The 23,102-nt window shown below is 67.1% G+C and carries 25 protein-coding genes; 1 reads left to right on the forward strand and 24 read right to left on the reverse strand.

Translation table 11 applies throughout. The features are described 5' to 3' along the window. Nucleotides 1–2: 2 nt before the first annotated feature. The 13 genes from rplN to B7R24_RS12560 form a co-directional block, all read right to left on the reverse strand. Nucleotides 3–374 (reverse strand): 50S ribosomal protein L14, encoded by a 372-nt coding sequence (gene rplN / locus B7R24_RS12500; RefSeq protein ID WP_104242474.1) that lies wholly within the window; start codon nucleotides 372–374, stop codon nucleotides 3–5. Between the two features lie 32 nt (nucleotides 375–406). Next, a complete protein-coding gene (rpsQ, locus tag B7R24_RS12505; RefSeq protein ID WP_116419296.1) occupies nucleotides 407–718 on the reverse strand; it encodes a 30S ribosomal protein S17 in 312 nt (103 codons plus the stop codon). Next, entirely contained in the window at nucleotides 718–1,056 is a 339-nt protein-coding gene (gene rpmC, locus B7R24_RS12510; protein ID WP_116419297.1) for a 50S ribosomal protein L29, read from the reverse strand. The genes rpsQ and rpmC overlap by 1 nt, the downstream gene beginning before the upstream one ends. Beyond that, nucleotides 1,056–1,475, reverse strand: a complete 420-nt coding sequence (rplP, locus tag B7R24_RS12515; protein ID WP_116419298.1) for a 50S ribosomal protein L16 — start codon at nucleotides 1,473–1,475, stop codon at nucleotides 1,056–1,058. Before rplP ends, rpmC begins: the two co-directional genes overlap by 1 nt. A gap of 2 nt (nucleotides 1,476–1,477) precedes the next feature. Continuing rightward, nucleotides 1,478–2,269, reverse strand: coding sequence for a 30S ribosomal protein S3 (gene rpsC / locus B7R24_RS12520; protein WP_116419299.1), 792 nt, complete (start codon nucleotides 2,267–2,269; stop codon nucleotides 1,478–1,480). Beyond that, a complete protein-coding gene (gene rplV, locus B7R24_RS12525; protein WP_116419300.1) occupies nucleotides 2,269–2,667 on the reverse strand; it encodes a 50S ribosomal protein L22 in 399 nt (132 codons plus the stop codon). Before rplV ends, rpsC begins: the two co-directional genes overlap by 1 nt. Before the next feature lie 24 nt (nucleotides 2,668–2,691). Further along, complete coding sequence (gene rpsS, locus B7R24_RS12530) at nucleotides 2,692–2,973, reverse strand: 30S ribosomal protein S19 (RefSeq protein ID WP_104242462.1); 282 nt, start codon at nucleotides 2,971–2,973, stop codon at nucleotides 2,692–2,694. Nucleotides 2,974–2,985: 12 nt separating this feature from the next. After that, entirely contained in the window at nucleotides 2,986–3,825 is an 840-nt protein-coding gene (gene rplB, locus B7R24_RS12535) for a 50S ribosomal protein L2 (protein WP_116419301.1), read from the reverse strand. 23 nt (nucleotides 3,826–3,848) lie between these two features. Further along, the gene (rplW, locus tag B7R24_RS12540) at nucleotides 3,849–4,148 is read right to left on the reverse strand and encodes a 50S ribosomal protein L23 (RefSeq protein ID WP_116419302.1); all 300 of its coding nucleotides are present in this window, start codon (nucleotides 4,146–4,148) and stop codon (nucleotides 3,849–3,851) included. Then, nucleotides 4,145–4,822, reverse strand: a complete 678-nt coding sequence (gene rplD, locus B7R24_RS12545; protein ID WP_116419303.1) for a 50S ribosomal protein L4 — start codon at nucleotides 4,820–4,822, stop codon at nucleotides 4,145–4,147. The genes rplW and rplD overlap by 4 nt, the downstream gene beginning before the upstream one ends. A gap of 5 nt (nucleotides 4,823–4,827) precedes the next feature. After that, nucleotides 4,828–5,487, reverse strand: a complete 660-nt coding sequence (rplC, locus tag B7R24_RS12550; RefSeq protein WP_116419304.1) for a 50S ribosomal protein L3 — start codon at nucleotides 5,485–5,487, stop codon at nucleotides 4,828–4,830. Nucleotides 5,488–5,497: 10 nt separating this feature from the next. Further along, entirely contained in the window at nucleotides 5,498–5,806 is a 309-nt protein-coding gene (gene rpsJ / locus B7R24_RS12555; protein ID WP_104242452.1) for a 30S ribosomal protein S10, read from the reverse strand. Between the two features lie 325 nt (nucleotides 5,807–6,131). Beyond that, nucleotides 6,132–7,349, reverse strand: coding sequence for an MFS transporter (locus B7R24_RS12560; RefSeq protein WP_116419305.1), 1,218 nt, complete (start codon nucleotides 7,347–7,349; stop codon nucleotides 6,132–6,134). Nucleotides 7,350–7,413: 64 nt separating this feature from the next. On the opposite strand from B7R24_RS12560, the gene B7R24_RS12565 reads away from it, so the two are divergent. Continuing rightward, nucleotides 7,414–7,884: a winged helix-turn-helix transcriptional regulator gene (locus tag B7R24_RS12565; protein WP_253259449.1), complete on the forward strand. Its 471-nt coding sequence runs from the start codon at nucleotides 7,414–7,416 to the stop codon at nucleotides 7,882–7,884. A 79-nt stretch (nucleotides 7,885–7,963) separates the two neighbouring features. Here B7R24_RS12565 and B7R24_RS12570 read toward each other — a convergent pair whose 3' ends face one another. From B7R24_RS12570 to B7R24_RS12620, 11 genes are all read right to left on the reverse strand, one after another. After that, nucleotides 7,964–8,935 carry a DNA topoisomerase IB gene (locus B7R24_RS12570; protein ID WP_116419307.1) on the reverse strand — a complete coding sequence of 324 codons (972 nt, stop codon included), beginning with the start codon at nucleotides 8,933–8,935 and terminating at the stop codon, nucleotides 7,964–7,966. Between the two features lie 142 nt (nucleotides 8,936–9,077). After that, nucleotides 9,078–10,034 carry a type IV toxin-antitoxin system AbiEi family antitoxin gene (locus tag B7R24_RS18130; RefSeq protein WP_253259450.1) on the reverse strand — a complete coding sequence of 319 codons (957 nt, stop codon included), beginning with the start codon at nucleotides 10,032–10,034 and terminating at the stop codon, nucleotides 9,078–9,080. A gap of 292 nt (nucleotides 10,035–10,326) precedes the next feature. Further along, nucleotides 10,327–11,520, reverse strand: a complete 1,194-nt coding sequence (gene tuf / locus B7R24_RS12580) for an elongation factor Tu (RefSeq protein WP_116419309.1) — start codon at nucleotides 11,518–11,520, stop codon at nucleotides 10,327–10,329. A 115-nt stretch (nucleotides 11,521–11,635) separates the two neighbouring features. Then, entirely contained in the window at nucleotides 11,636–13,753 is a 2,118-nt protein-coding gene (gene fusA / locus B7R24_RS12585; protein ID WP_116419310.1) for an elongation factor G, read from the reverse strand. A gap of 89 nt (nucleotides 13,754–13,842) precedes the next feature. Beyond that, nucleotides 13,843–14,313 carry a 30S ribosomal protein S7 gene (gene rpsG, locus B7R24_RS12590; RefSeq protein WP_116283902.1) on the reverse strand — a complete coding sequence of 157 codons (471 nt, stop codon included), beginning with the start codon at nucleotides 14,311–14,313 and terminating at the stop codon, nucleotides 13,843–13,845. Then, on the reverse strand, nucleotides 14,313–14,687 hold the full coding sequence (gene rpsL / locus B7R24_RS12595) for a 30S ribosomal protein S12 (RefSeq protein ID WP_104242432.1): 375 nt from the start codon (nucleotides 14,685–14,687) through the stop codon (nucleotides 14,313–14,315). The genes rpsG and rpsL overlap by 1 nt, the downstream gene beginning before the upstream one ends. A gap of 373 nt (nucleotides 14,688–15,060) precedes the next feature. Beyond that, nucleotides 15,061–15,666: a hypothetical protein gene (locus B7R24_RS12600; protein WP_116419311.1), complete on the reverse strand. Its 606-nt coding sequence runs from the start codon at nucleotides 15,664–15,666 to the stop codon at nucleotides 15,061–15,063. Between the two features lie 32 nt (nucleotides 15,667–15,698). Continuing rightward, complete coding sequence (locus B7R24_RS12605) at nucleotides 15,699–16,160, reverse strand: DUF6121 family protein (protein ID WP_367302625.1); 462 nt, start codon at nucleotides 16,158–16,160, stop codon at nucleotides 15,699–15,701. 51 nt (nucleotides 16,161–16,211) lie between these two features. Beyond that, complete coding sequence (locus B7R24_RS12610) at nucleotides 16,212–17,786, reverse strand: hypothetical protein (RefSeq protein WP_116419313.1); 1,575 nt, start codon at nucleotides 17,784–17,786, stop codon at nucleotides 16,212–16,214. Next, nucleotides 17,783–19,750, reverse strand: coding sequence for a YhgE/Pip family protein (locus tag B7R24_RS12615; RefSeq protein WP_116419314.1), 1,968 nt, complete (start codon nucleotides 19,748–19,750; stop codon nucleotides 17,783–17,785). Before B7R24_RS12615 ends, B7R24_RS12610 begins: the two co-directional genes overlap by 4 nt. Beyond that, nucleotides 19,747–23,031, reverse strand: coding sequence for an MMPL family transporter (locus B7R24_RS12620; protein ID WP_216363681.1), 3,285 nt, complete (start codon nucleotides 23,029–23,031; stop codon nucleotides 19,747–19,749). The genes B7R24_RS12615 and B7R24_RS12620 overlap by 4 nt, the downstream gene beginning before the upstream one ends. Nucleotides 23,032–23,102: the final 71 nt, after the last annotated feature.

The raw sequence follows: 23,102 nt of genomic DNA on the forward strand, positions 1-23,102 counted from the left end.
GATTAAATGACCTCCGGTGCCAGCGAGATGATCTTCATGAAGCTCTTGTCGCGAAGCTCGCGGCCGACCGGGCCGAAGACACGGGAGCCGCGAGGCTCCTTGTCGTTGGCGCGCAGGATGACCGCAGCGTTCTCGTCGAACTTGATGTAAGAACCGTCGACGCGACGGGTCTCTTTCTTGGTGCGCACGATGACCGCCTTGACGACGTCTCCGCGCTTGACGGTGCCGCCGGGAATGGCGTCTTTGACGGTGGCGACGATGACGTCACCCAGGCCGGCGTAACGGCGTCCTGATCCACCGAGTACACGGATGGTCAGCAGCTCTTTGGCGCCGGTGTTGTCGGCAACCTTGAGCCGGGATTCCTGCTGAATCACTTCTACTCCTTACAGAAGTAAGCGCGGGGCGCTTACTTGGCCTTTTCGAGAACCTCGACCAGGCGCCAGCGCTTGGTGGCGCTGAGCGGACGGGTCTCGGAGATGAGCACCAGGTCGCCGATGCCGGCGGTGTTGGCTTCGTCGTGCACCTTCACCTTGGAGGTACGGCGGATGACCTTGCCGTACAGGGGGTGCTTCACGCGGTCTTCGACCTCGACGACGATGGTCTTCTGCATCTTGTCGCTGGTGACGTAGCCACGGCGTGACTTGCGATAACCGCGCTCCTTCTCGGGCGCGGCGACAGTCTCGACGGGGGCAGCGGACGCTGCTTCAGCCTTGGCCATTACTTGGCCTCCTCGGTTGTCTCGGCGACGGCGGCCTCTTCAGCAGGGGCGGCCTTGGCCTTCTTGGTCTTCTTGGGCGCCGCCTCGGCTGCGGGTGCAACCTCGACCGGAGCGGGCGTGGCACGGATGCCGAGCTCACGCTCACGGACGATCGTGTAGATGCGGGCGATGTCGCGCTTCACGGCACGCAGGCGACCGTGGCTCTCGAGCTGGCCGGTGGCCGACTGGAAGCGCAGGTTGAACAGCTCTTCCTTGGCCTTCCGCAGCTCTTCGGCAAGACGTGAGTCTTCGAATGTGTCGAGCTCGACGGGGGTGAGCTCCTTGGAACCGATTGCCATTATGCGTCACCTTCTTCGCGCTTGATGATGCGTGCCTTGAGAGGCAGCTTGTGGATTGCACGGGTGAGTGCCTCACGAGCGACGACGTCGGAGACGCCGGAGAGCTCGAACAGCACGCGACCGGGCTTGACGTTCGCGATCCACCACTCGGGTGAACCCTTACCGGAACCCATGCGGGTCTCAGCCGGCTTCTTCGTGAGCGGGCGGTCGGGGTAGATGTTGATCCACACCTTCCCACCACGCTTGATGTGACGGGTCATCGCGATACGAGCGGACTCGATCTGGCGGTTCGTCACGTAGGCGGGCGTGAGGGCCTGGATGCCCCACTCGCCGAACGACACCTCGGTGCCACCGGTCGCCTGGCCGCTACGACCGGGGTGGTGCTGCTTGCGGTGCTTGACTCTGCGTGGAATCAACATGGTTATGCCTCAACTCCTGCTGCGGCCACGGGCGCGGCGTCTGCCTTCGGGGCGGCCGAACGCGGCGGGCGACGGTCGTCGCCACCACGGCGGTCGTCACGACGCTCGGGGCGCGATGACTTCTGGTTGGCCTGCTCGCGGGCAAGCTCCTTGTTGGTGATGTCGCCCTTGTAGATCCAGACCTTCACGCCGATGCGGCCGAACGTCGTCTTCGCCTCGTAGAAGCCGTAGTCGATGTTGGCGCGCAGGGTGTGCAGAGGTACACGACCTTCGCGGTAGAACTCCGAACGACTCATCTCAGCGCCACCGAGGCGGCCGGAGACCTGGATGCGCACACCCTTGACGCTCGGAAGGCGCTGGGCACCCTGCAGGCCCTTCCGCATGGCGCGACGGAAAGCCACACGTGCGGAGAGCTGCTCGGCGATGCCCTGTGCGACCAGCTGAGCCTCGGCCTCGGGGTTCTTCACCTCGAGGATGTTCAGCTGGATCTGCTTCTTGGTGAGCTTCTCGAGGTCGGAGCGGATTCGCTCGGCCTCGGCGCCACGACGACCGATCACGATGCCCGGGCGGGCGGTGTGGATGTCGACACGGACGCGGTCACGGGTGCGCTCGATCTCGATGCGGGCGACGCCCGCACGGTCGAGGCTCTTCGTGAGCAGGTTGCGGATCTTGACGTCTTCGGCGACGAAGTCGCTGTAGCGCTGTCCTACCTTGGTGCTGTCAGAGAACCAGCGCGACACGTGGTCGGTCGTGATGCCCAGACGGAAACCGTAGGGGTTTACTTTCTGGCCCATTACTTCTTTCCTGCCTTCTTGGAACCCTGAGCGGATGCTTCGACCTCATCGGGCGTCGAGAGGACGACCGTGATGTGGCTGGAGCGCTTCAGGATCTGGAACGCGCGACCCTGGGCACGGGGCTGGAAACGCTTGAGGGTCGTACCCTCGTCGACGAATGCAGCCGAAACGAACAGATCCTGCTCGTCGAGGTAGCTGTTGCTGGCATCGGCCTTGACCTTCGCGTTGGCGATCGCAGAGGCGACGAGCTTGTAGACAGGCTCGCTTGCGCCCTGCGGGGCGAACTTCAGGATTGCCAGGGCCTCCATGGCCTGCTTGCCGCGGATCAGGTTGACGACGCGACGAGCTTTCATGGGGGTGACGCGGATGTGACGCACGCGTGCGATCGACTCCACCATTTCTCTCCTCCTTCCGTCACCGCGTTAGCGGCGACGACCCTTCTTGTCGTCTTTCACGTGGCCGCGGAAGGTACGCGTCGGCGAGAACTCGCCGAGCTTGTGACCGACCATGGTCTCCGTGATGAACACGGGGATGTGCTTACGACCGTCGTGCACGGCGATCGTGTGGCCCAGCATTGCCGGGATGATCATCGACCGGCGTGACCAGGTCTTGATGACGTTCTTCGAACCAGCTTCGTTCTGTACGACAACCTTGCGAAGCAGGTGGTCGTCGACGAAGGGGCCCTTCTTGAGACTACGTGGCATCTTCTAACGCTCCTACTTACGCTTCTTGCCGACGTTGCGGCGGCGAACGATGAGCTTGTCGCTCTCTTTGTTGATGTGGCGGGTGCGGCCCTCTTTCTGGCCCCACGGGCTGACCGGGTGGCGACCACCGGAGGTCTTGCCCTCACCACCACCGTGCGGGTGGTCGACCGGGTTCATGGCGACGCCACGCACGGTCGGGCGAACGCCCAACCAGCGCTTGCGGCCGGCCTTGCCCCAGTTGATGTTCGACTGCTCGGCATTGCCGACCTCGCCGATCGTCGCGCGGCAGCGGGCATCCACGTTGCGGATCTCGCCGCTCGGCAGACGAAGCTGGGCGTAGGGGCCGTCTTTAGCCACGAGGCGAACGGATGCACCGGCGGAACGGGCCATCTTGGCGCCCCCACCCGGCTTCAGCTCGATCGCGTGGATGACGGTACCGACGGGGATGTTCTTCAGCGGCAGGTTGTTGCCGGGCTTGATGTCAGCGCCGGCTCCCGACTCGATGATGTCGCCCTGGTTGAGCTTGTTCGGGGCGATGATGTACCGCTTGGAGCCGTCGACGAAGTGCAGGAGCGCGATGCGAGCCGTGCGGTTCGGGTCGTACTCGATCTCGGCGACACGGGCGTTCACGCCGTCTTTGTCATTGCGCTTGAAGTCGATGACACGGTACTGGCGCTTGTGGCCACCACCGATGTGACGGGTCGTGATGCGGCCGGCGTTGTTACGACCGCCGGTCTTGGGAAGCGGGCGAAGCAGCGACTTCTCGGGCGTCGTGCGCGTGATCTCCGCGAAATCGGAGACCGACGAGCCACGACGACCGGGAGTGGTCGGCTTGTACTTGCGAATAGCCATGTTTTTATCCTCTGGATTCCGACTTAGCCAACAGCCGTGAAGATGTCGATGGTGCCGGACTTGAGGGTGACAATGGCACGCTTGGTGTCTTTGCGCTTTCCCAGGCCGAACTTGGTGCGACGGGTCTTGCCGATCTTGTTCATCGTGTTGACCGAAGCGACCTGAACGTCGAAGATCTTCTCGATGGCGAGCTTGATCTCGGTCTTGTTCGAGGTGGGCGCCACGATGAACGTGTACTTGCCCTCATCGATCAGGCTGTAGCTCTTCTCGGAGACGACCGGCGAGATGATGATGTCGCGGGGGTCTTTGTTGTTGCCGCTCATGCTGCAACCTCAGCTTTCTCGGTGTTCACCGAACGCTGCTTCGAGGCGATGAAGCCCTCGATGGCGCCCTTGGTGAAGACGATGTCATCGCTCACCAGCACGTCGTAGGCGTTCAGCTGGTCGTAGGTCAGAACGTGGACTTCGGGAACGTTGCGAACACTGTTCACGGCGATGTCGTCGCCGCGCTCGACGACCACGAGAACGTGCTTGCTCGTCGCGATCTGGCCGAGGAGGGCCATCGCCGTCTTGGTGGACGGAACGGGGCCGAGCGTCAGCGAGTCGACGACGTGCACGCGGCTGCCGCGGGCACGGTCGGAGAGCGACCCCAGCAGTGCTGCCGCGATCATCTTCTTGGGTGTGCGCTGGTCGTAGCTGCGGGGAGTCGGGCCGTGCACGATTCCACCACCGGTCATCTGGGGAGCACGGATCGAGCCCTGGCGGGCGCGACCGGTTCCCTTCTGCTTGAACGGCTTGCGGCCGGCACCCGAGACCTCGCCGCGGCGCTTGACCTTGGAGGTACCCTGGCGTGCGGCCGCGAGCTGTGCGACGACGACCTGGTGGATGAGCGGCACGTTGGTGGCAACGTCGAAGAGCTCGGCCGGGAGCTCGACGGTGCCGGCCTTCTGGCCCTGGGCGTCGATGATGTCGACAGTGGTGATGTTTGCGTCAGTCATGAGAACTACGCCCCCTTCACTGCGGTGCGAACGAATACGAGACGGCCACGGCCACCGGGAACGGCGCCCTTGACGAGGATGAGGTTCTTCTCGGCGTCGACCGAGTGAACGACGAGGTTCAGCACGGTGACGCGCTCGCCACCCATGCGACCGGCCATGCGCATGCCCTTGAAGACACGGCTGGGGGTCGAGGAGGCGCCGATGGAACCGGGCTTGCGGTGGTTGCGGTGAGAACCGTGCGACGAGGAGACACCCTTGAAGTTGTGTCGCTTCATGACACCGGCGAAACCCTTGCCCTTGCTGGTGCCGACGACGTCGACCTTCTTGCCGGCCTCGAACACGCCATCGACGGTCAGTTCCTGGCCGATGGTGTACTCAGCGGCGTCAGCGGTGCGGATCTCGGTGACGTGACGGCGGGGCGTGACGCCTGCCTTGTCGAAGTGACCGGTCTCGGGCTTGTTCACCTTGCGTGGGTCGATCTGGCCGGCCGCGATCTGAACGGCCTGGTAGCCGTCGACCTCGGGGGTACGGATCTGGGTCACGACGTTCGGAGTGACCTGGACGACGGTGACGGGGATGAGACGGTTGTTCTCGTCCCACACCTGGGTCATGCCGAGCTTGATGCCCAGCAGTCCCTTGGAAGTCTTGGTTGAAGTAGTAGCCATTGCCCGCTCCCTACAGCTTGATCTCGATGTTGACATCGGCCGGGAGGTCGAGGCGCATCAGCGAGTCGACAGCCTTGGGCGTCGGGTCGATGATGTCGATGAGGCGCTTGTGGGTGCGCTTCTCGAAGTGCTCGAAGCTGTCTTTGTACTTGTGGGGCGAACGGATGACCGCGATGACGTTCTTCTCGGTCGGCAGCGGCACGGGGCCCACCACGGTTGCACCTGCACGAGTGACTGTGTCGACGATCTTGCGCGCCGAGCTGTCGATGACCTCGTGGTCATACGACTTAAGTCGAATGCGGATCTTTTGTCCCGCCATGTTTGACTCATCTCTCTTGTCTTGCGTCGTACATCCCGAAGGCGTTGTTCGCCTTGGCTGCATTGGACGCGCCATCACTCTTGTTGTTCTTTCAAAGCCACCCGGGCGCGCAGCGAAGCTGCTTTCTCGAGAGGGTTTCTCACGCTTGTTCTGCTACCCGCGGCCTAGCCCTACAAGATCGAGGATCTATAGCTATGCACTGCCTGGTAGTGATCAGGGCTGCTGGTGTGCAAACACACTTCCACCCGGAATACCGAACTAGAAGAGTCTGCCACACGGAATGGGCTCGTGCAACCCGGGCGTGTCGCGGCGGCGTGTCGCGCCGTTACTGGGCGACGAGTGCCTTCGGGCGCATCCGGAGCCGCCAGTCGAGTGTCGCGAGAACGGCGAGTGCGACGGCGAGCACGGCGACGAGCGGCGCCACGGTGTCCACGGAGGCGGCAAGGCCCAGTGCGGTCGCAAGGATGCCCGCTCCGACCGCCGTGACTGCCTGCACCAGGTATGAGAAGAGGTACAGAGCCGACAGCGTGGCGCCGCGGTGCTGCGGTTCGCTCGCGCGGGCGATGAGGGCGAGCCCACCCATGAAGACGAGGGAGTAGCCGACGCCGCCCACGACGCACCAGAGCAGGAAGAGCAGAAGCGAACCGGATGCCGCACACAGCTCGAGCAGGCCCAGGCCGCCGATCGAGACCACGGCCCCCACGATCACGGCGATGTGGGAATGGATGCGCTGCAGCACGATGGCCGTCGCACCGATCATGACGGAGGAGATGGCGAGCAGACCACCCACCACGAGGAGGTTCGTCGTACCGGTCAGCTCGCGGGCGATCGAGGCGCCGAGCGACAGGAACACCGCTCCGACGGCGTAGGCCAGCGAGACGGCCAGGGTCGAGACGACGAAGACCCCGAGCGCCGGCCTCGGTACGCGCAGGGGCTGGGGCCGCCAGGGGATGCCCCGGGCATCCGGAACCTGCCGCGGCATTAGCCAGACCGCAAGCGCGACCACTCCGCTCAGAACGACGAGCACCCAGAAGCTCAGGCGCTCGGGCAGGGGGGCGTACTGGGCGAGCGTGCCCGAGACGAGCAGGGCGAGGGTGAGACCGAGGGCGGTCGACGCGGCGGTGAGCGAACTCGCCAGGCGCGGGTTCGACGAGGGATTGTTCTCGACGAGCGAGGCACTGGCCGCTCCGATGGCGAGCCCGGCGCCCGCACCCTGCAGCGCGCGGCCGACGTAGAGCCACGACACCTCCGGGGCCGCCACGAAGACCAGGCCGGAGACGAGGATGAGGCCCACTCCCATCAGCATCGCCAGGCGTCGCCCGATCGTATCGGAGATGCTGCCGAAGACGAGGAGCACGATCAGGAGCACCAGAGGGTAGGTCGCGAAGATCGTGGTGATGACGGTCGACGAGAGCTGCCATTCGGCCGCGTACGTCGGGTACAGCACCGACGGCGCACCGCTCGCCCACAGGCAGAGAGCGAGAACGGCGGCCGAGGCCCAGAAGGAGCCGCGCCGGGAGAAGCGGGTGAGTCGAATCGTCATGGGGTCGAGCCTAGCCTCCTCGGTTGGAATTGCCAATCTAGGCAGCCCGTTCTATTCTGGAATGGTGGCAACCACCGTGAAAGAACACCTGTGCTCGATCCACCGCAGCCTCGACCTGCTCGGCGAGAAATGGTCGCTGCTGATCGTGCGCAATGCCCTCCGGGGGCAGACGAAGTTCTCGGAGTTCCGGGATGCGCTGGGCGTGCCCAGCGACATCCTCACCTCACGCCTGGCGACGCTCACGGCCGCTGGGGTGTTCGAGCGGCGGGCCTACCGCGAACCCGGAGCCCGCGAGCGATCCAGCTACCACCTCACCGAGCGGGGCCGGTCGCTGAAGACCGTGCTCGTGGCGCTGCAGGAGTGGGGTGACGAGAACACGCCCTACCCCGGCGGCCGGGTGTCGCTCGCCCAGAAGGCAGGCTCGACCGATGCTGTGCTGCTCGCATTCGTCGACGAGACGGGAGCGCGCGTCTCCCCCGACCAGGTACGCCTGGTGCCGGGCCCCGCGGCCACGATCACCTGGGACGCGGTCTAACCGGCCGCCCTGCGACGGCACCGCTGCCTGCGTCAGCCTGCACCTGACTACGCCCGGGCTGCTGCGTCTGCGCCGGTCGTCACTCGTAGAGCAGGGCCCGGAGTTCACTCTCGGCCGAGGCCAGACGGGCGGGGTCGATGGTGAGGCCCTCGTTGAACTTGTCGACGAGGCGCGGGTCGACGTAACTGCTCTTCGCGATCGCGGGGGTGTTGCTCAGAACAGCCGCCGCGTCGCGCATGCTCTGCGCGAGCGCCTTCCTGCGCCTGTACTCCGAGGGCTGCGGCCCCGCCTTCGCGAGGCTCACCGCCGCGGCCAGAGTGCCGTGCAGGGTGCGGAAGTCCTTGGCGGTGAACTCTCCCCCGGTCTGCTCCCGCACGTACGAGTTGATGTCGAAAGCGCCCAGCGGATGCCAGTGGCCCCGCCCGTCGCGAAAGGCCAGCAGGTGGGCGTTCGGCCCACGCCGCTTCAGTCCGGCGACCACCCGGGCGAGCTCTTCGTCGCGGATGTCGGACTCCCACGACTGCCCGCTCTTCGCCGGGAACGCGAGATGAACGGTGTCGCCGCTCACCCGCACGTGCGCGCAGAGGAGGGTCGAGAGTCCGTAACTGCCGTGCTGCTCGGCGTACCGCTCGCTACCCACCCGGAGCGAACCCTGGTCGAGCATCCGGAATGCGGCGGCCGATGCACGATCGCGGTCGGGCTGCTCGCGCCGGAGGTCGAGTGTGACCTTCCGCCGGGCGACGGGCAGCGACTCGGCGAGGCTGAGCGCCCGGTCGAACTTGATGCGGTCCTTCTGCTCGCGCCAGGTGGGGTGGTAGATGTACTGGCGGCGGCCTGCGGCGTCGATACCGGTGGCCTGGATGTGGCCGTTCACGTACGGTGCGATCCACACCTCGCGCCAGGCCGGCGGAATGCCGAGGTGCTCGATGCGGGCGCGGAGCTCCGGGTCGGTGAGCGTGGTCCCGTCGACGTCGCGGTACGTGAACCCGCGCCCCGCCTTGAGCCGCCGGAGCCCCCTCCCGCTCGAATCGCTCCGTCGCAACCTCACCATCCCCCGACCCTACCCGGCCCCGTCCCGGCCCACCGGCGGCCCGCCGCCCCGCGCACCGCAACACCTCGGCAAGCCCGCCCCCAAGTGAGACACCTGCGGCCTGGCGAGACGCGCACGCGCGTCTCACCAGCGCACACGTGTCTCACTTTCGGATGACGGGCACGCCGGCCGTGGTGAGGAGGCTGCGGAGACGCGTGGGGGTGCGCAGGTCATCGAACATCCAACGCGCAACGTTGTTGCCCTCGGCGCGCAAGTGATCCTCACGGATCTTCTCTGCCACGACTGCTTCACCCGGCGACATCGAGCCGAGGTACTCGGGTTTCAGATACTTACCCCTGCCATCGAACTCTCCGATGATCTTGAGCTCAGGCCATTCGAAATCCGTGTAGTAGAAGCCACCGCGGGGGTTGGCGTGCCTCGTCTGGAGCGCCGGCTTGGGCATCCCGAAGTCGGACATCAGCAGCCGACTCCAACTCTCACCCGGACTCGTGGCACCGACCCGAGCTGCCCCGATCGCGAGGCGGACCTTCGCCTGCCCTCGGCCGCGGACCCGCTCCCTCGCAAGGTGCTCGAGCTCGGGCAGGTCGGCTTGCAGCTCCGGCGCGCAGACGTCGCGGTTCAGGGCATGGTCGATCATCACCACCGCGGCGAGCGTGCTGCACGAACGGGCGACATCAACAAGAGTGCGAAGCGGCGTGGTCACCCGCAGGCCGTCGACCCGCGTGACGTCTTCCGCGGGCAGTTGCACGCGATGCTCGCGCACTGCCGCTCGGCTGTGCGCGCCAGAGCCCGGCGCTGAGACCAGATGCACCTCACGTGGCCACGCACCGAGACGCGGGTAGCCCCAGAGGATGGCGGCGGATTCGTATCCGATGACCGCACGCTGACGCGTCCCCGCCACAGCCCTGATCCGGGCGATCTGCCGTCCGCGTTCCGCTGTAGCACGCCATTCGTCACTCGACACGTAGACACTTCGGCGAAGCCTGACCCGCTCTCCGCTCTGTAGCGATCGACGGAGAGCACGATCGTCCACCGCGGTGGCGAGGCTCCCACTGCGAACGAATTCAAGTTGAAGGGCACGGATGTTGTCGAAGCTCATGACCCGAGAATGGCGCCCGACCCCCTCCCCCCATCTGCCCCATCCGCAATCTGTGCACAACCCACCCCGGACTCCCCCTGTGGAGCACCCACCCGTCCGCCCCAGCGACTGCAGATGTGAGACAGGTGCGTGCAGTTGAGGCGCGCATGCGCGTCTCAACTGCACGTAGGTGTCTCACGTATCGGATCGGGGGCGGGGGGGGCGGGGGGCGGGGGGTGGGGGTGCGTGGGCGGGTTAACGAAAGAAGGGCCGCACCCTTGCGGGGCGGCCCTTCTTCAGTTCAGCTGCGGTGCTACTTGGTGACCTTGGTCACCGTTCCGGCGCCGACGGTGCGGCCACCCTCACGGATGGCGAAGCCGAGGCCCTCCTCCATCGCGATGGGCTGGATGAGCTCAACGCTGATGTCGGTGGTGTCGCCGGGCATGACCATCTCGGTGCCCTCGGGCAGCGTGATGACGCCGGTGACGTCGGTGGTGCGGAAGTAGAACTGCGGACGGTAGTTCGTGTAGAACGGGTTGTGACGCCCACCCTCATCCTTCGAGAGGATGTACGCGGTGCCGTCGAAGCCGGTGTGCGGGGTGACCGAACCGGGCTTGACGACGACCTGGCCGCGCTCGACGTCTTCGCGCTTGGTGCCACGGAGAAGAAGACCACAGTTCTCGCCGGCCCACGCCTCGTCGAGCTGCTTGTGGAACATCTCGATACCGGTGACCGTGGTCTTGACGGTGGGACGGATGCCCACGATCTCGACCTCGGAGTTGATGGCGAGGGTTCCGCGCTCTGCGCGGCCGGTGACGACGGTGCCACGACCGGTGATCGTGAAGACGTCTTCGATCGGCATGAGGAACGGCTTGTCACGGTCGCGCACCGGGTCGGGCACGGACTCGTCGACAGCTGCCATGAGCTCGACGATGCTGTCGACCCACTTCTCGTCACCCTCGAGGGCCTTGAGAGCGGAGACACGAACGACGGGCGCGTCGTCGCCGGGGAAGCCCTGGCTCGACAGCAGCTCGCGGACCTCGAGCTCGACGAGCTCGAGGATCTCTTCGTCGTCGACCGCGTCGGTCTTGTTCAGCGCGACCAGCAGGTACGGCACGCCGACCTGGCGGGCGAGCAGAACGTGCTCGCGGGTCTGGGCCATCGGGCCGTCGGTGGCGGCGACGACGAGGATCGCGCCGTCCATCTGGGCTGCACCGGTGATCATGTTCTTGATGTAGTCAGCGTGACCGGGGGCGTCGACGTGCGCGTAGTGGCGCTTCGCGGTCTCGTACTCGACGTGCGAGATGTTGATCGTGATGCCGCGCTGGCGCTCCTCGGGAGCGGAGTCGATCGACGCGAAATCGCGCTGAACGTTGGTCGCAGACGGGAACTTGTCAGCCAGCACCTTGGAAATGGCCGCGGTGAGCGTGGTCTTTCCGTGGTCGACGTGACCGATTGTTCCGATGTTTACGTGCGGCTTTGTCCGCTCGAACTTGGCCTTGGCCACTGGGTCCTCCTCAGGACTTTCATGCTGAGCGGCCGATCGAGAGTGTCGACCGGCTGCTCAGCGGGGTGTTGTTTAGATATGTTACTAGGCCCGGGAGGGCCGGGAGACGACGAGCTTACTCGCCCTTGTTCTTCTGGATGATCTCGTCGGCTACTGCCTTCGGAACCTCTGCGTAGCTGTCGAAGGTCATCGAGTACACGGCGCGGCCGGAGGTCTTCGACCTCAGGTCGCCCACGTAGCCGAACATTTCGCTCAGCGGGACGTTTGCACGGATGACCTTGACGCCGGTGGCGTCCTCCATCGACTGGATCTGGCCACGACGCGAGTTCAGGTCGCCGATGACGTCGCCCATGTACTCCTCGGGCGTGCGCACCTCGACGGCCATCAGCGGCTCGAGGAGAACGGGCTGCGCCTTGCGGGCAGCCTCCTTGAACGCCATGGTTCCGGCGATCTTGAACGCCATCTCCGAGGAGTCGACGTCGTGCGCTGCACCGTCGAGCAGGATGCCCTTGACACCGACCATCGGGTAACCGGCGAGAACACCGACGGCCATGGCCGCCTGCATCCCCTGGTCGACCGAGGGGATGTACTCGCGGGGCACACGACCACCGGAGACCTTGTTCTCGAATTCGTAGACCTTCTCCGCCGTCACTTCGAGCGGCTCGATCGAGATCTGGATCTTCGCGAACTGGCCCGATCCACCCGTCTGCTTCTTGTGGGTGTAGTCGTGCTTGTCGACCGTGCGACGGATCGTCTCACGGTAGGCGACCTGGGGCTTGCCCACGTTCGCCTCGACGTTGAATTCGCGGCGCATCCGGTCGACCAGGATGTCGAGGTGGAGCTCGCCCATGCCCTTGATGACGGTCTGGCCGGTGTCCTGGTTCTGCTCGGTGCGGAAGGTCGGGTCTTCTTCGGCCAGCTTCTGGATGGCCAGGCCCAACTTCTCCTGGTCGGCCTTGGTCTTCGGCTCGATGGCGACCTCGATGACGGGCTCGGGGAACGTCATCGACTCCAGCACGACGGGGTGCGCCGGGTCGGCCAGGGTGTCACCGGTGGTGGTGTCCTTCAGGCCGATAACCGCGTAGATGTGACCGGCCGTCACGGAGGGGACCGGGTTCTCCTTGTTCGCGTGCATCTGGAAGATCTTGCCGATGCGCTCCTTCTTGCCCTTGGTCGCGTTGATGATCTGCGCGCCCGAGTCGACGTGACCCGAGTAGACGCGGATGTAGGTCAGACGACCGAAGAAGGGGTGGACCGCGACCTTGAACGCCAGCGCGGCGAACGGGTCGGTCGAGTTCGCGCCGCGCGAGATGACGATCTCCTCGTCGCGCACGTCGTGTCCTTCGACACTCGGCACGTCGAGCGGGCTCGGCAGGTAGTCGACGACAGCATCGAGCATCGGCTGCACGCCACGGTTCTTGAATGCGGAACCGCAGAGAACCGGGTAGATCTCGCTGTTGACGGTGAGCTTGCGGATGGCCGCCTTGATCTCGGCGACCGAGAAGTCGATGTCACCGGAGAGGTAACGCTCGAGCAGCTCGTCGCTGGTCTCGGCGACGACCTCGATGAGCTTCTCGCGGTACTCGTCGGCCTGGTCCTTCAGGTCGGCCGGGATCTCTTCGATCTCGTACTTGGCGCCGAGCTCGACGTCACCCTTTGAGTCTCCGCGCCAGGTCAGCGCACGCATCTCGACGAGGTCGACGACGCCTTCGAAGCTGGACTCAGCCCCGATGGGGAGCTGGATGACCAGCGGGCGGGCGCCGAGGCGCTTCACGATGGTGTCGACCGTGAAGTAGAAGTCGGCTCCCAGCTTGTCCATCTTGTTGACGAAGCAGATGCGGGGCACGTCGTACTTGTCGGCCTGGCGCCAGACGGTCTCCGACTGGGGCTCGACGCCCTCCTTGCCGTCGAAGACGGCGACGGCACCGTCGAGCACGCGGAGCGAACGCTCCACCTCGACGGTGAAGTCGACGTGGCCCGGGGTGTCGATGATGTTGATCTGGTTGTTGTTCCAGAAGCACGTGGTGGCAGCCGAGGTGATCGTGATGCCGCGCTCCTGCTCCTGCGCCATCCAGTCCATCGTCGCTGCACCGTCGTGCACTTCACCGATTTTGTGGGTGATACCCGTGTAGAACAGGATGCGCTCGGTAGTGGTGGTCTTGCCGGCATCGATGTGGGCCATGATGCCGATGTTGCGGACCTTGTTCAGGTCGGTAAGCACGTCCTGTGCCACGGATTTCCTCCGATTGGATTGCTACGGGTGTGAGGTGCGGTGGATGCTCGGAACGAACATCCACCGCATCATGCGGGTGAGCCTGCGGCTTACCAGCGGTAGTGCGCGAAGGCCTTGTTCGACTCGGCCATCTTGTGGGTGTCTTCGCGACGCTTGACTGCAGCGCCAAGACCGTTCGACGCGTCAAGGATCTCGTTGGTGAGACGCTCGGTCATCGTCTTCTCGCGGCGACCCTTCGCGTAGGTGGTGAGCCAACGCAGTGCCAGCGTGTTCGCGCGGTGAGGCTTGACCTCGACGGGAACCTGGTAGGTCGAGCCACCGACGCGGCGGCTCTTGACCTCGATGGTCGGGCGCACGTTGTCGAGCGCCTTCTTCAGGGTGACGACGGCGTCGGCACCGTTCTTGGTCGACACGCCCTCGAGTGCGTCGTAGACGATGCGCTCGGCGAGACCCTTCTTGCCGTCGAGCAGGATCTTGTTGACGAGCTGGCTGACGATGGGTGCACCGTAGACGGGGTCAGCAACAACGGGACGCTTGGGAGCTGGTCCTTTGCGAGGCATTACTTCTTCTCCATCTTCGCGCCGTAACGGCTGCGAGCCTGCTTGCGGTTCTTGACAGCCTGGGTGTCGAGAGCGCCGCGCACGATCTTGTAACGAACGCCGGGGAGGTCTTTCACACGACCGCCGCGCACGAGCACCATCGAGTGCTCCTGGAGGTTGTGACCCTCACCGGGAATGTAGGCGGTGACCTCGGTGCCGTTCGACAGCTTGACGCGGGCGACCTTGCGGAGGGCCGAGTTCGGCTTCTTGGGCGTGGTGGTGTACACACGGGTGCACACGCCGCGCTGCTGCGGGTTGGACTTGAGAGCAGGCGCTTTGGTCTTCGTGACCTTGCGCGTTCGGCCCTTGCGGACCAACTGCTGAATGGTAGGCACTACGTAACTCCTTGTGTTTACTGCACGGTGACAGCTGCTACTGATGATTAGCATTCGAACGCGTCAGGGCCAGAAGACCCTGTCAGTCGAGTTCATTTGGACCTACCTGCAAACGCGCCTGACCTGGGTCACGGGCGTCTGTCGGGGGTAGGTATGCCGTGGGGGCCGAAGATGACGAACGGCGTAACACCGCCCGAACGATCGAGCCCTGCTTTGTATGATGCAAGTGTGGCCCGTGGCAGTGGAACGCTGGCGGAACACCAGCGGGCACAGCACAAGCGCACGACAAAGCGCACACCTTTGAATGCTAGCTGCCGAGGGGGTTGCGGTCAAATGGTACGGCCGTTTCAGCCCGGCTGACGGGGCCTGTTCGCTACCCGCGATAACCCGTGTTCTCGACGGTGAACGTCGTGCTGCGACTGCCGCCTCGGCCCACCAGGGTGATCGTGTAGGTATGGCTCGCTGCGGGGCAGGCGAAGGGGACCGAGACCGAACCCGACGCGGCGACCTCGGAGTACGGTTGCGCCTCGGCATCGGCCGTGTCGACGCCGACGAAAGCCGTCTCGGCGCCACTGCTCGACCAGGTCAGGTCGACCCCCGGCGACACGTCGACCCCGCCCACGGGGCCCTCCCCCGGCACGGGGCAGGACACCGACGCCGGCGCCGAACTGCCCCGGAACACGGGGCCGCCGGTGCCGTCACCCACGGGCGATGGTCTCGGAGCCGTCGGGGTGGGGGTGAGGGCCCCCGGAGCGAGCGGGGTCGGGGTCGCGGGCTGCGCGGTCGCGTTCTGCGGGGGTGCCGAGGCCCCGACGGTCGCGGGCTGCGCGGTCGCGTTCTGCGGGGGTGCCGAGGCCCCGACGGTCGCGTCGACAGTGCGCGCGAGTCGGCCGGGCGCCCCGCTTGCGATGAAAACGAGTGCGGTCACGAGGCCGGCGGCCACGGCTGCAGCCAGCACGACGAGGAGGATCTTCTTCACCCCCTGAGCTTAGCTCATTAACTGAGGTAAGATCAGTTGTGCGAGCGAGCAACCAGCACGCCGAAATAGCTGAGTGCGACGGCGAGGGTGATGGGCAGCAGGGCGAGTGCGAACGGGTCGACGGCGTGGGCCGCTGCGAAGATCAGCACGCTGATGAGCGAGCCCGCTCCGAGTCCGTAGAGCAAACCGCCGGAGAAGACGAAGGCCAGGTAGACCGAGACAGCGATGACGAGCGAGCGGAGCACGGGCATCCGGAGCACGATGCCACCCCTGCTGCGCGCTGACGCGAAGAGCAGGACGGCGAGCAGCACGGTCGCCGCCAGCACCATGAGCGGGCCGAGCGCGGTGCCGGCGTCGGGTTCCTGAATGACCTCGGTGTCGGTGAAGAGGGTGATGAAGCCGAACGCGCCGACGATGAGGGCGACGAACGCGACGGCGGCGAAGACCAGGAGGCCTGCGGCGTAACGGAGGGGGTGGGTCGGGGTCGGCAGGATGCTCCCGCGGTCAGTGCTGGACCGGGCGGCATCGAGCCGGGCGGGGGCGGCTCACCGGTTCACGGCGAAGGAACTCTCGCCGGTGGGGTAGGACGACGCGGACGCCTCGGCGACCTTCTGTTCGTGCTCTTCACGCGCGGCGATGTTCTTCGCCTTGAGCTTGCGGCCGTGGGAAGCGATCCAGGCACCGGCCCAGATCGGTACCTCGCGTGCGACGAGAGCGGCCGCCAGAGTGAGCGGGTCCATCACGAGCGAGCGGACGAAGGTTCCGATGTCGGCGCTCGAGAGGGTCCACGCCTGAACGGCGATGAGTGCCCCGAGGATGGCGGCCGCGTAGACGACGATCGCGATGAGGAAGCCGCCCAGAACGTAGGCCCACCATCCGGCCCTGTTGACGATGACCACGGTCAGGATCAGGGCGAGCGCGAAGAAGATCACCGGCACGTAGAACGCGGGGCTGGCCGCGAACTGGCCGACCACGGAGAGCAGGCGAGCCCCCGGCACCGAGAACGCGAGGATGGCCGCACCCACGCCCGCATAGACGACAGCGAAGACGAGTGCTGCCAGAAGCGACACGAGGATGCCGAACCGCCGGTTGCTGCGCTTCTTCGGCGCGACGTGGATGGGTGAGGAGATCGTGACGGGTGGCGCGGTGTTCGCGGCAGGGTAGGCGCCGGGCGCGGCGGATGCACCGGTCGCTGCAGGGTAGGCGGCCGTCGCGGCAGCTGCACCGGTCGCCGCAGCGGCGGCGTAGGCGGCGATCGGTGCGCGCTCGGAGGGTGCCGCACCGCCAGCCCGCGTCTCCTCGGAGGGAGCACCGCTCTGGGCAGCCGCGGGCTGCTCGAAACGGGCGGGCGGCGGGATGAACGCCGCGGCAGGGTATGCGACGGCTCCCGTGTCGACCGGTTGCGCAGGTGCAGCGCTGGTCGATCCAGTGGCGACAGGTGCATCGTCCGCGACTCGGGCGTCAGGCGAGGTGGCGGGGGACGACACAGCGTCGGGCGAGGCGGCGGGGGCGGATGTCGCAGCGGCGGCGTAGCCGGCGGGCGCCTCCCAGCGGGGCGCAACCTCCGGTGCGGCCGGGATCTCGGACGCGGGCGGTGCCGGGTGCGTTCCGTCGGTCGTCGTGACGTCGGACGCCGGCGTGGAGTCCGAGGCCGGCGTGGCGTCGGAGAACGGCGTGGGGTCGGAGGCCCTGTCGGAGGCCCTGTCGGCGTGAGCATGGTCGCCGGGTGCCTCATGACCTGGTGCGGGCACTTCACCGGGGGCACCGGGAGCCTCGATGTCGGACGCGTACCCACTGTCGGCGGCAGGTTCACCCGCGAAGCTCGGCTCCGGCTCGCTTGCAGGGACAGCCGTCGGCTCGACGGCGTCAGCAGGCGCAGGCTCGCCCTCGTAGACCGGCGCGGGCTCGCCCTCGTAGACCGGCGCAGGCTCGCCCGTGTAGACCGGCGCAGGCTCGCCCTCGTAGACCGGCGCAGGCTCGCCCGTGTAGACCGGCTCAGGCTCGACCGCGGAGGCCGCAGCCGGTTCGCCCTCGTAGGCGGGCTCGGGTTCGGCAGCGTGCACGGCACCCGGTTCGGGGGCGGCCTGGGCGTCGTCGGCGGTGTGGTCGTCAGTGCTCATGGCCACACTCTAGCGAGGGGAGGGCCCGACGACAGGGAGGTCACGCTGCGTCGTCTCGAAATCGCCACCACGGTGAACGTCACTCCGATCAGAGCAATGACGACGAGCACAGCGATCACTCCTCCGATCGCGGCGCCGCCGTCGGCGCCGGCGCCGGTGAGCAGTCCCTGCATGCCTCGAACCGCGGCCGAGAGCGGCAGGAACGACGAAACCGTCTGGAACCATGAGGGACTCAGCGCCGCGGGCACCAGAACCCCCGCCACCGCGACCTGCAGCACGAGGAAGGCGAGGGAGATCATCCGGCCCACCCGTCCGAGCAGCGCGATGAGGCCCTGGTGCACGGCGACGAAGGTCACCGAGACACCCACGATGAACAGCGCGCTGCCCAGGGGGTTCGCCGAGGCGACGCCGAGCACCTGCAGCCCGACGATGACGGCCAGCGCCTGCAGCACCCCCAGCCCGAGTGCCGGCAGCAGCGACTGCCTCAGGATGCGCGCCGCCGAGGCCTGCGAGGTGAGAGCCTGCGCGGTGAACGGCGTGAGCAGGAGGTAGAGCGCGAAGGCGCCGAGCCAGAGGGCCACCGGAACCATCACTGACGCCGTCGCGACCTGCGCCGACGGCAGGGGCCGGCTGTCGGTGATGGTGGTGACGACCGGTGTGGTGACAACCGTCGAGAGCGCGGCCTGCTGCTCATCGGTGTAGCTGGGCACGGCCGCAGCGGCCTGGCCGAGCCCGGTTTGGAGCTGGCCGACGCCAGTGGCGACACCGGCTGTTCCGAGCGCGAGCTGGCTGGTCGCGGTGTCGAGCTTTGCGGTGCCGTCGGCGAGCTGCCCGGTGACGCTCTGGAGCTGGTCGATACCCGTGCTCAACAGCGGCATGGAATCGGCCAGCGCCGTGTTTCCGGTGGAGACGAGCGCCGTTCCATCTTTCAGCGCCGACCCGGCGACCGCACCGAGGTGGAGGTCGAGCCCGATGCCGACGCTCGAGAGGGCGACGTCGTCGGAGGCCTTCTTGATCTCGGCGACCCGCGCGGCGATCTCGGCGGGTGCGAGGGAGGGGAGGTCGGTGGAGAGGGATGCGATGCGGAGGTTCAGTGCGAGCTGGTCGGCCTCGATCGCATCCTGCTTCCTGGCCGTCTCGGTGAGCCCCGACGAGAGCAGTGCGCTGCCGTCCCGGGCGAGCGTGGCGAGCCCGGCAAGGTCTGTGGTGGCCTTGGGCAACTGGTCGGTCTTCGCGGCGAGCTCGCCGACCCCGCCGTTCAGCCTGGCCATGGCGTCGTTGAGACCGGTCACCCCGGTCGACAGCTTTCCCGCGCCGTCGTTGACCTGGCCCGCCACCGTGCCGAGGGTGCCGGTCTGGGTGGCGGCGGTATCGAGCTGGGAGTGCAGCGAGGTGAAGCCCGAGAGCATTCCCTTCACATAGCTCTGAGTGAGGCTCGTGGCGAGGGCCTCGTGCACGTTGGTCGCCAGCGCGGTCGCCAGCAGGTCGGCCACATAGCTCTGGGCGCCGTTTGTCGTGACGGCGAGGGGGGCGGCGGTCGGCGTGCTGCCCTGGCTCGAGATGTAGAGGGTCGAGAAGTTGCTCGGGATGGTGACGACGGCCGAGTAGGTTCCCGCGTCGAGGCCGGACTGGGCGTCAGCGGCGTTCGTGATGGTCCAGGCGAAGCCCGAGCCGGCGTCGCCGGTCATGAGCTGGCTGGTGAGGAGCTTTCCGGCGGCGACCGGCACCTCCTTGCCCCCGATGGTGGTCTGGATGGGCGTGTCGAGGTTCACGACAGCGGCGGGCAGCCGAACGGCGTCGGGGGTGGAGGAGGCTCCGGCTGCATCGGCGCCCGCGAAGGTCGAGACGGCGACTCCGGCCACGAGCAGCGGTGTCGCAACGGCGAGCACGAGCGCGATCAGGCGGGCCGCGGATGACCGTGGGGCACGATCGACGGATTTCAGCAGTGTCGACAGTGTACTCATACGAGTGCTCCCTGGTCGGTCAGCTCGGGTGCGAGGTGGATGACGGTGGTGGGCCGCGCCCCGGCAGCGTGCGAACCGGTGTGCGACCCGGGCGGCACCGCGCCAGCGGGCATCGCGCCAGCGGGCATCGCGACGATGAGGGTGGTCGACGGGCGCGCCTCGGCGGTGATCGCTGCAACGAGCACCGCCGCAAGCGCGGGGTCGAGCTGCCGGGCGTCGACGGCGATGACCTCGGCCGACGAGGCCAGCGCCAGCGCCACGTCGAGACACCACCGGGCGGGGAGACCGAGCTCGGTGAGGGGCGTAGGCGGTTCCGCCTGGGTCGGTACGGCGTCGGTCACGACACCCTCCAGCACACGGAGGTGACGTGCGACCGCGGCGAGTTGCCGGGCGCGGTGGCCCCGCCTTGCATCCAGCCTCACCTCGCCGAGCAGGTACTCGCCCACCGTCAGGGGTTCGTCGATCGTCTCGACCGCCGACACGAGTCGCGACCGGCGGCGAACAGCGGCGGCTTCGAAGGGCTGCGGATGCCCGAGAACACTGAGGTGGCCACCCTCGGGCGTGAGGCGACCCGTGACGACGGCGAGGAGCGCGGCGGCGGCGACATCGGGAGCGAGCGAGGATGCGGCGCCGACCGACTCGACGACGAGGGCCAGCCCGCCCGCCGCCACCTCGAGGTCGAGCGGCTGCCGGCCGGCGAGCGCGAGGCCTCCGGCGGCGATTGCCGCGGAGATCGGTGCGGGCGGGGGCGGGGGCATGCGCATCGAGCGGCGCGCATCCCGATCGGCGGCCTTCGAGGCGGCGCGGGCGGCGCGCTTCCCGGCGGCGACCGCCTCCCGCGTCACGGGCACGGGAGCGGTCGAGACGGCGGCTGTGCCGTTGGGGGTGGCAGGCGCGGCGGTGGCCGGCTCGGAGGTGGCCGGCTCGGCGGTGGCCGACGCGAGGCTGGTGGGGCCGAAACCGGCGTCTGCACCGCCCGCCACGGCCTTGCCCTCCGCACCGGCCGAGCCCTCCGCGCCCACCGCGCCCTCCGCACCGCCCGCCACTGCCGCGCCCTCCGCACCCGCGGGCCGCCAGTCGCGCGCCGCGATCAGCTCGTGCACCTTCTCACCCTCGATGTCGACGTTGGGGAGGTGGCGGCCGAGCCAGGCCGGCAGGTACCACGCCTTCGTTCCGAGCATTGCCATGATCGCTGGAATGAGCGTCATCCGTACCAGGAATGCATCGATCAGCACTCCGATCGCCAGGGCGCCGGCAAGCGGCTGCAGCACCGCTCCCCCGCCGGGCACGAACGACGCGAACACGCTGAACATGATGAGCGCGGCAGCCGTGACCACGCGCGCCGCGGCGCTGAACCCGTCGAGCACGGAATCGCGGGCGTGGCCGGTGCGCGAGAACTCCTCGCGCATCCGTGAGACGAGGAAGACCTGGTAGTCCATGGCGAGCCCGAACAGCACCGCCATCACCAGGATCGGCATGAAGCTGATCACCGGCCCGACCTTCTGCACGCTCAGCGGCTCGGCGAGCCAGCCCCAGTTGAAGATCGCGGTCACGACACCGAGCGAGGCACCGACCGAGAGCAGAAAGCCGAGGGTCGCGGTGATCGGGACGGCAAGGGACCGGAAGACCATCGTGAGCAGCACGAGGCAGAGCCCCACGACCACGAGCGCGAACGGCAGCAGCGCGCCGCCCAAGCGATCGGAGATGTCGATCGACACCGCTGTCTGCCCGGTGACCATGTAACTGAACCCATTGGCCCTCGAGAAGGCGGGCGCATCGTTTCGAAGCGTCTGTACGAGCGCTTTCGTCGCGTCCGAGTCCGGGGCGCTCGCGGGCGTCAGCGACACGATCGCCATGTCGAGGGCCTGGTTCGGGATGGCCGGGCTCACCGCCGTGACGTCGTCGAGGCCCGTGAACTGTTTCGACAGTGCGTCCAGAGCCCCCTGGATGTCGGTGGTGTGGCTGATATCGGCGGTCACGAGCAGGGGGCCGTTGAAACCGGGCCCGTATCCGGTCGTGAGGAGGTCGTAGGCGATGCGGCCCTGGGAGCCGGGAGCGTCGTAGCCCGCATCGGGGATGGTGAGCTTCAGGCCCAGGGCGGGTAGCGCGACGACCAGCAGCGCCAGCGGTACCACGATGACCGTGATGAGCGGCCGGCGTGTCACGAGGTTCACCCAGCGCCGCCCCATCGTGGGCCTGCCCGCGTGATCGGGGCCCAGGAGCTCGCGTTCGCGCTTCGCGGCGCGCGAGGACGGCTTCGGAATGAGCGTGGTGTTCAGCAGACCGAGGAGGGCCGGCAGCAGCGTCACCGAGACGACGATCGCGAGCAGCACGCCGAACGCCGCGCCGAGCCCCATCACCGAGAGGAACGGGATCTGCACCACCGAGAGCCCGATCAGCGCGATGATCACGGTGATTCCTGCGAAGACGACCGCACTGCCGGCCGTCGAGGTCGCGATGGCGATCGATTCGCGGGGCGGGATGCCCGCGACGAGTTGTGATCGGTGCCGCGAGACGATGAAGAGGGCGTAGTCGATGCCGACCGCGAGTCCGAGCATCGACGCCAGGATGGGAGCGGTCGACGAGATGGTGACGAAGTCGGCGAAGATCGTGATGGAGGCCGTCGAAATGGCGACACCGACCGCGGCGGTGATGAGCGGCATCCCGGCCGCGAGCAGCGAACCGATCGTGATGGCGAGGATGATCAGGGCGATGAGCAGCCCCACCGCCTCCTGGCTGTTGTCTGCGGCCTCCGTCGCCTTCACTCCGGCATACGCGACGGTGAGACCCGAGGTGGCGGAGGCATCGCCGTCGGCCTTTATCGCCTCGGCATCGGCGTCGGTCAGCTCCGAGGCGGGAACGCTGTAGTTCACCGAGATGTACGCCATCGAGTTGTCGGCCGCGATCTCGGCGGCCGCGGCGGCGACGGCCTCGGTACTGCCGGTCGCCTGGAACGGGTTCGTCACCCCGGCGACGTTCTCGAGTGTCGCGAGTCTGGTGGCAGCATCCGTCACCTGTGTTTCGAAGCTCCGGATGCTCTGCCCCTCGGGCGCGACATAGATGACCTTCGAGCCGGCACCGTTCGCGGCGGGAAAGCGGCTGCCGAGCATGTCGATGGCGGTCTGCGACTGCGTTCCGGGGATCTCGACGGACTGCGACATCTGCCCGTCGAAGACCTTGGCGCCGATCAGCGCTGCTGCCACGATGAGCAGCCAGACGGCCATGACGACGAAGTGCCTTCGGGCCGCGAAGGCGCCGATCCGGTACAGCAGAACAGCCATCAGTGCCCCCGTTAACAGGCACACCGTCATGTCGCCCACGCGTCGACACTGTCTGGGCCGGGGTGCTCCAG

The sequence above is a fragment of the Subtercola boreus genome (assembly GCF_003399645.1).
GTDB lineage: Bacteria > Actinomycetota > Actinomycetes > Actinomycetales > Microbacteriaceae > Subtercola > Subtercola boreus_A.

What these genes read in the sequence shown, in the direction of transcription:
- rpsJ (WP_104242452.1), bottom strand. Translation starts at nt 5,806, where the DNA reads ATGGCGGGACAAAAGATCCGCATTCGACTTAAGTCGTATGACCACGAG.
- rpsC (WP_116419299.1), bottom strand. Translation starts at nt 2,269, where the DNA reads ATGGGCCAGAAAGTAAACCCCTACGGTTTCCGTCTGGGCATCACGACC.
- rplP (WP_116419298.1), bottom strand. Translation starts at nt 1,475, where the DNA reads ATGTTGATTCCACGCAGAGTCAAGCACCGCAAGCAGCACCACCCCGGT.
- rpsG (WP_116283902.1), bottom strand. Translation starts at nt 14,313, where the DNA reads ATGCCTCGCAAAGGACCAGCTCCCAAGCGTCCCGTTGTTGCTGACCCC.
- rplB (WP_116419301.1), bottom strand. Translation starts at nt 3,825, where the DNA reads ATGGCTATTCGCAAGTACAAGCCGACCACTCCCGGTCGTCGTGGCTCG.
- B7R24_RS12620 (WP_216363681.1), bottom strand. Translation starts at nt 23,031, where the DNA reads ATGGCTGTTCTGCTGTACCGGATCGGCGCCTTCGCGGCCCGAAGGCAC.
- rpsQ (WP_116419296.1), bottom strand. Translation starts at nt 718, where the DNA reads ATGGCCAAGGCTGAAGCAGCGTCCGCTGCCCCCGTCGAGACTGTCGCC.
- B7R24_RS12615 (WP_116419314.1), bottom strand. Translation starts at nt 19,750, where the DNA reads ATGAGTACACTGTCGACACTGCTGAAATCCGTCGATCGTGCCCCACGG.
- rplD (WP_116419303.1), bottom strand. Translation starts at nt 4,822, where the DNA reads ATGACTGACGCAAACATCACCACTGTCGACATCATCGACGCCCAGGGC.
- rplC (WP_116419304.1), bottom strand. Translation starts at nt 5,487, where the DNA reads ATGGCTACTACTTCAACCAAGACTTCCAAGGGACTGCTGGGCATCAAG.
- rplV (WP_116419300.1), bottom strand. Translation starts at nt 2,667, where the DNA reads ATGGTGGAGTCGATCGCACGCGTGCGTCACATCCGCGTCACCCCCATG.
- B7R24_RS18130 (WP_253259450.1), bottom strand. Translation starts at nt 10,034, where the DNA reads ATGAGCTTCGACAACATCCGTGCCCTTCAACTTGAATTCGTTCGCAGT.
- B7R24_RS12560 (WP_116419305.1), bottom strand. Translation starts at nt 7,349, where the DNA reads ATGACGATTCGACTCACCCGCTTCTCCCGGCGCGGCTCCTTCTGGGCC.
- rpmC (WP_116419297.1), bottom strand. Translation starts at nt 1,056, where the DNA reads ATGGCAATCGGTTCCAAGGAGCTCACCCCCGTCGAGCTCGACACATTC.
- B7R24_RS12610 (WP_116419313.1), bottom strand. Translation starts at nt 17,786, where the DNA reads ATGAGCACTGACGACCACACCGCCGACGACGCCCAGGCCGCCCCCGAA.
- rpsS (WP_104242462.1), bottom strand. Translation starts at nt 2,973, where the DNA reads ATGCCACGTAGTCTCAAGAAGGGCCCCTTCGTCGACGACCACCTGCTT.
- B7R24_RS12570 (WP_116419307.1), bottom strand. Translation starts at nt 8,935, where the DNA reads ATGGTGAGGTTGCGACGGAGCGATTCGAGCGGGAGGGGGCTCCGGCGG.
- rplW (WP_116419302.1), bottom strand. Translation starts at nt 4,148, where the DNA reads ATGAGCGGCAACAACAAAGACCCCCGCGACATCATCATCTCGCCGGTC.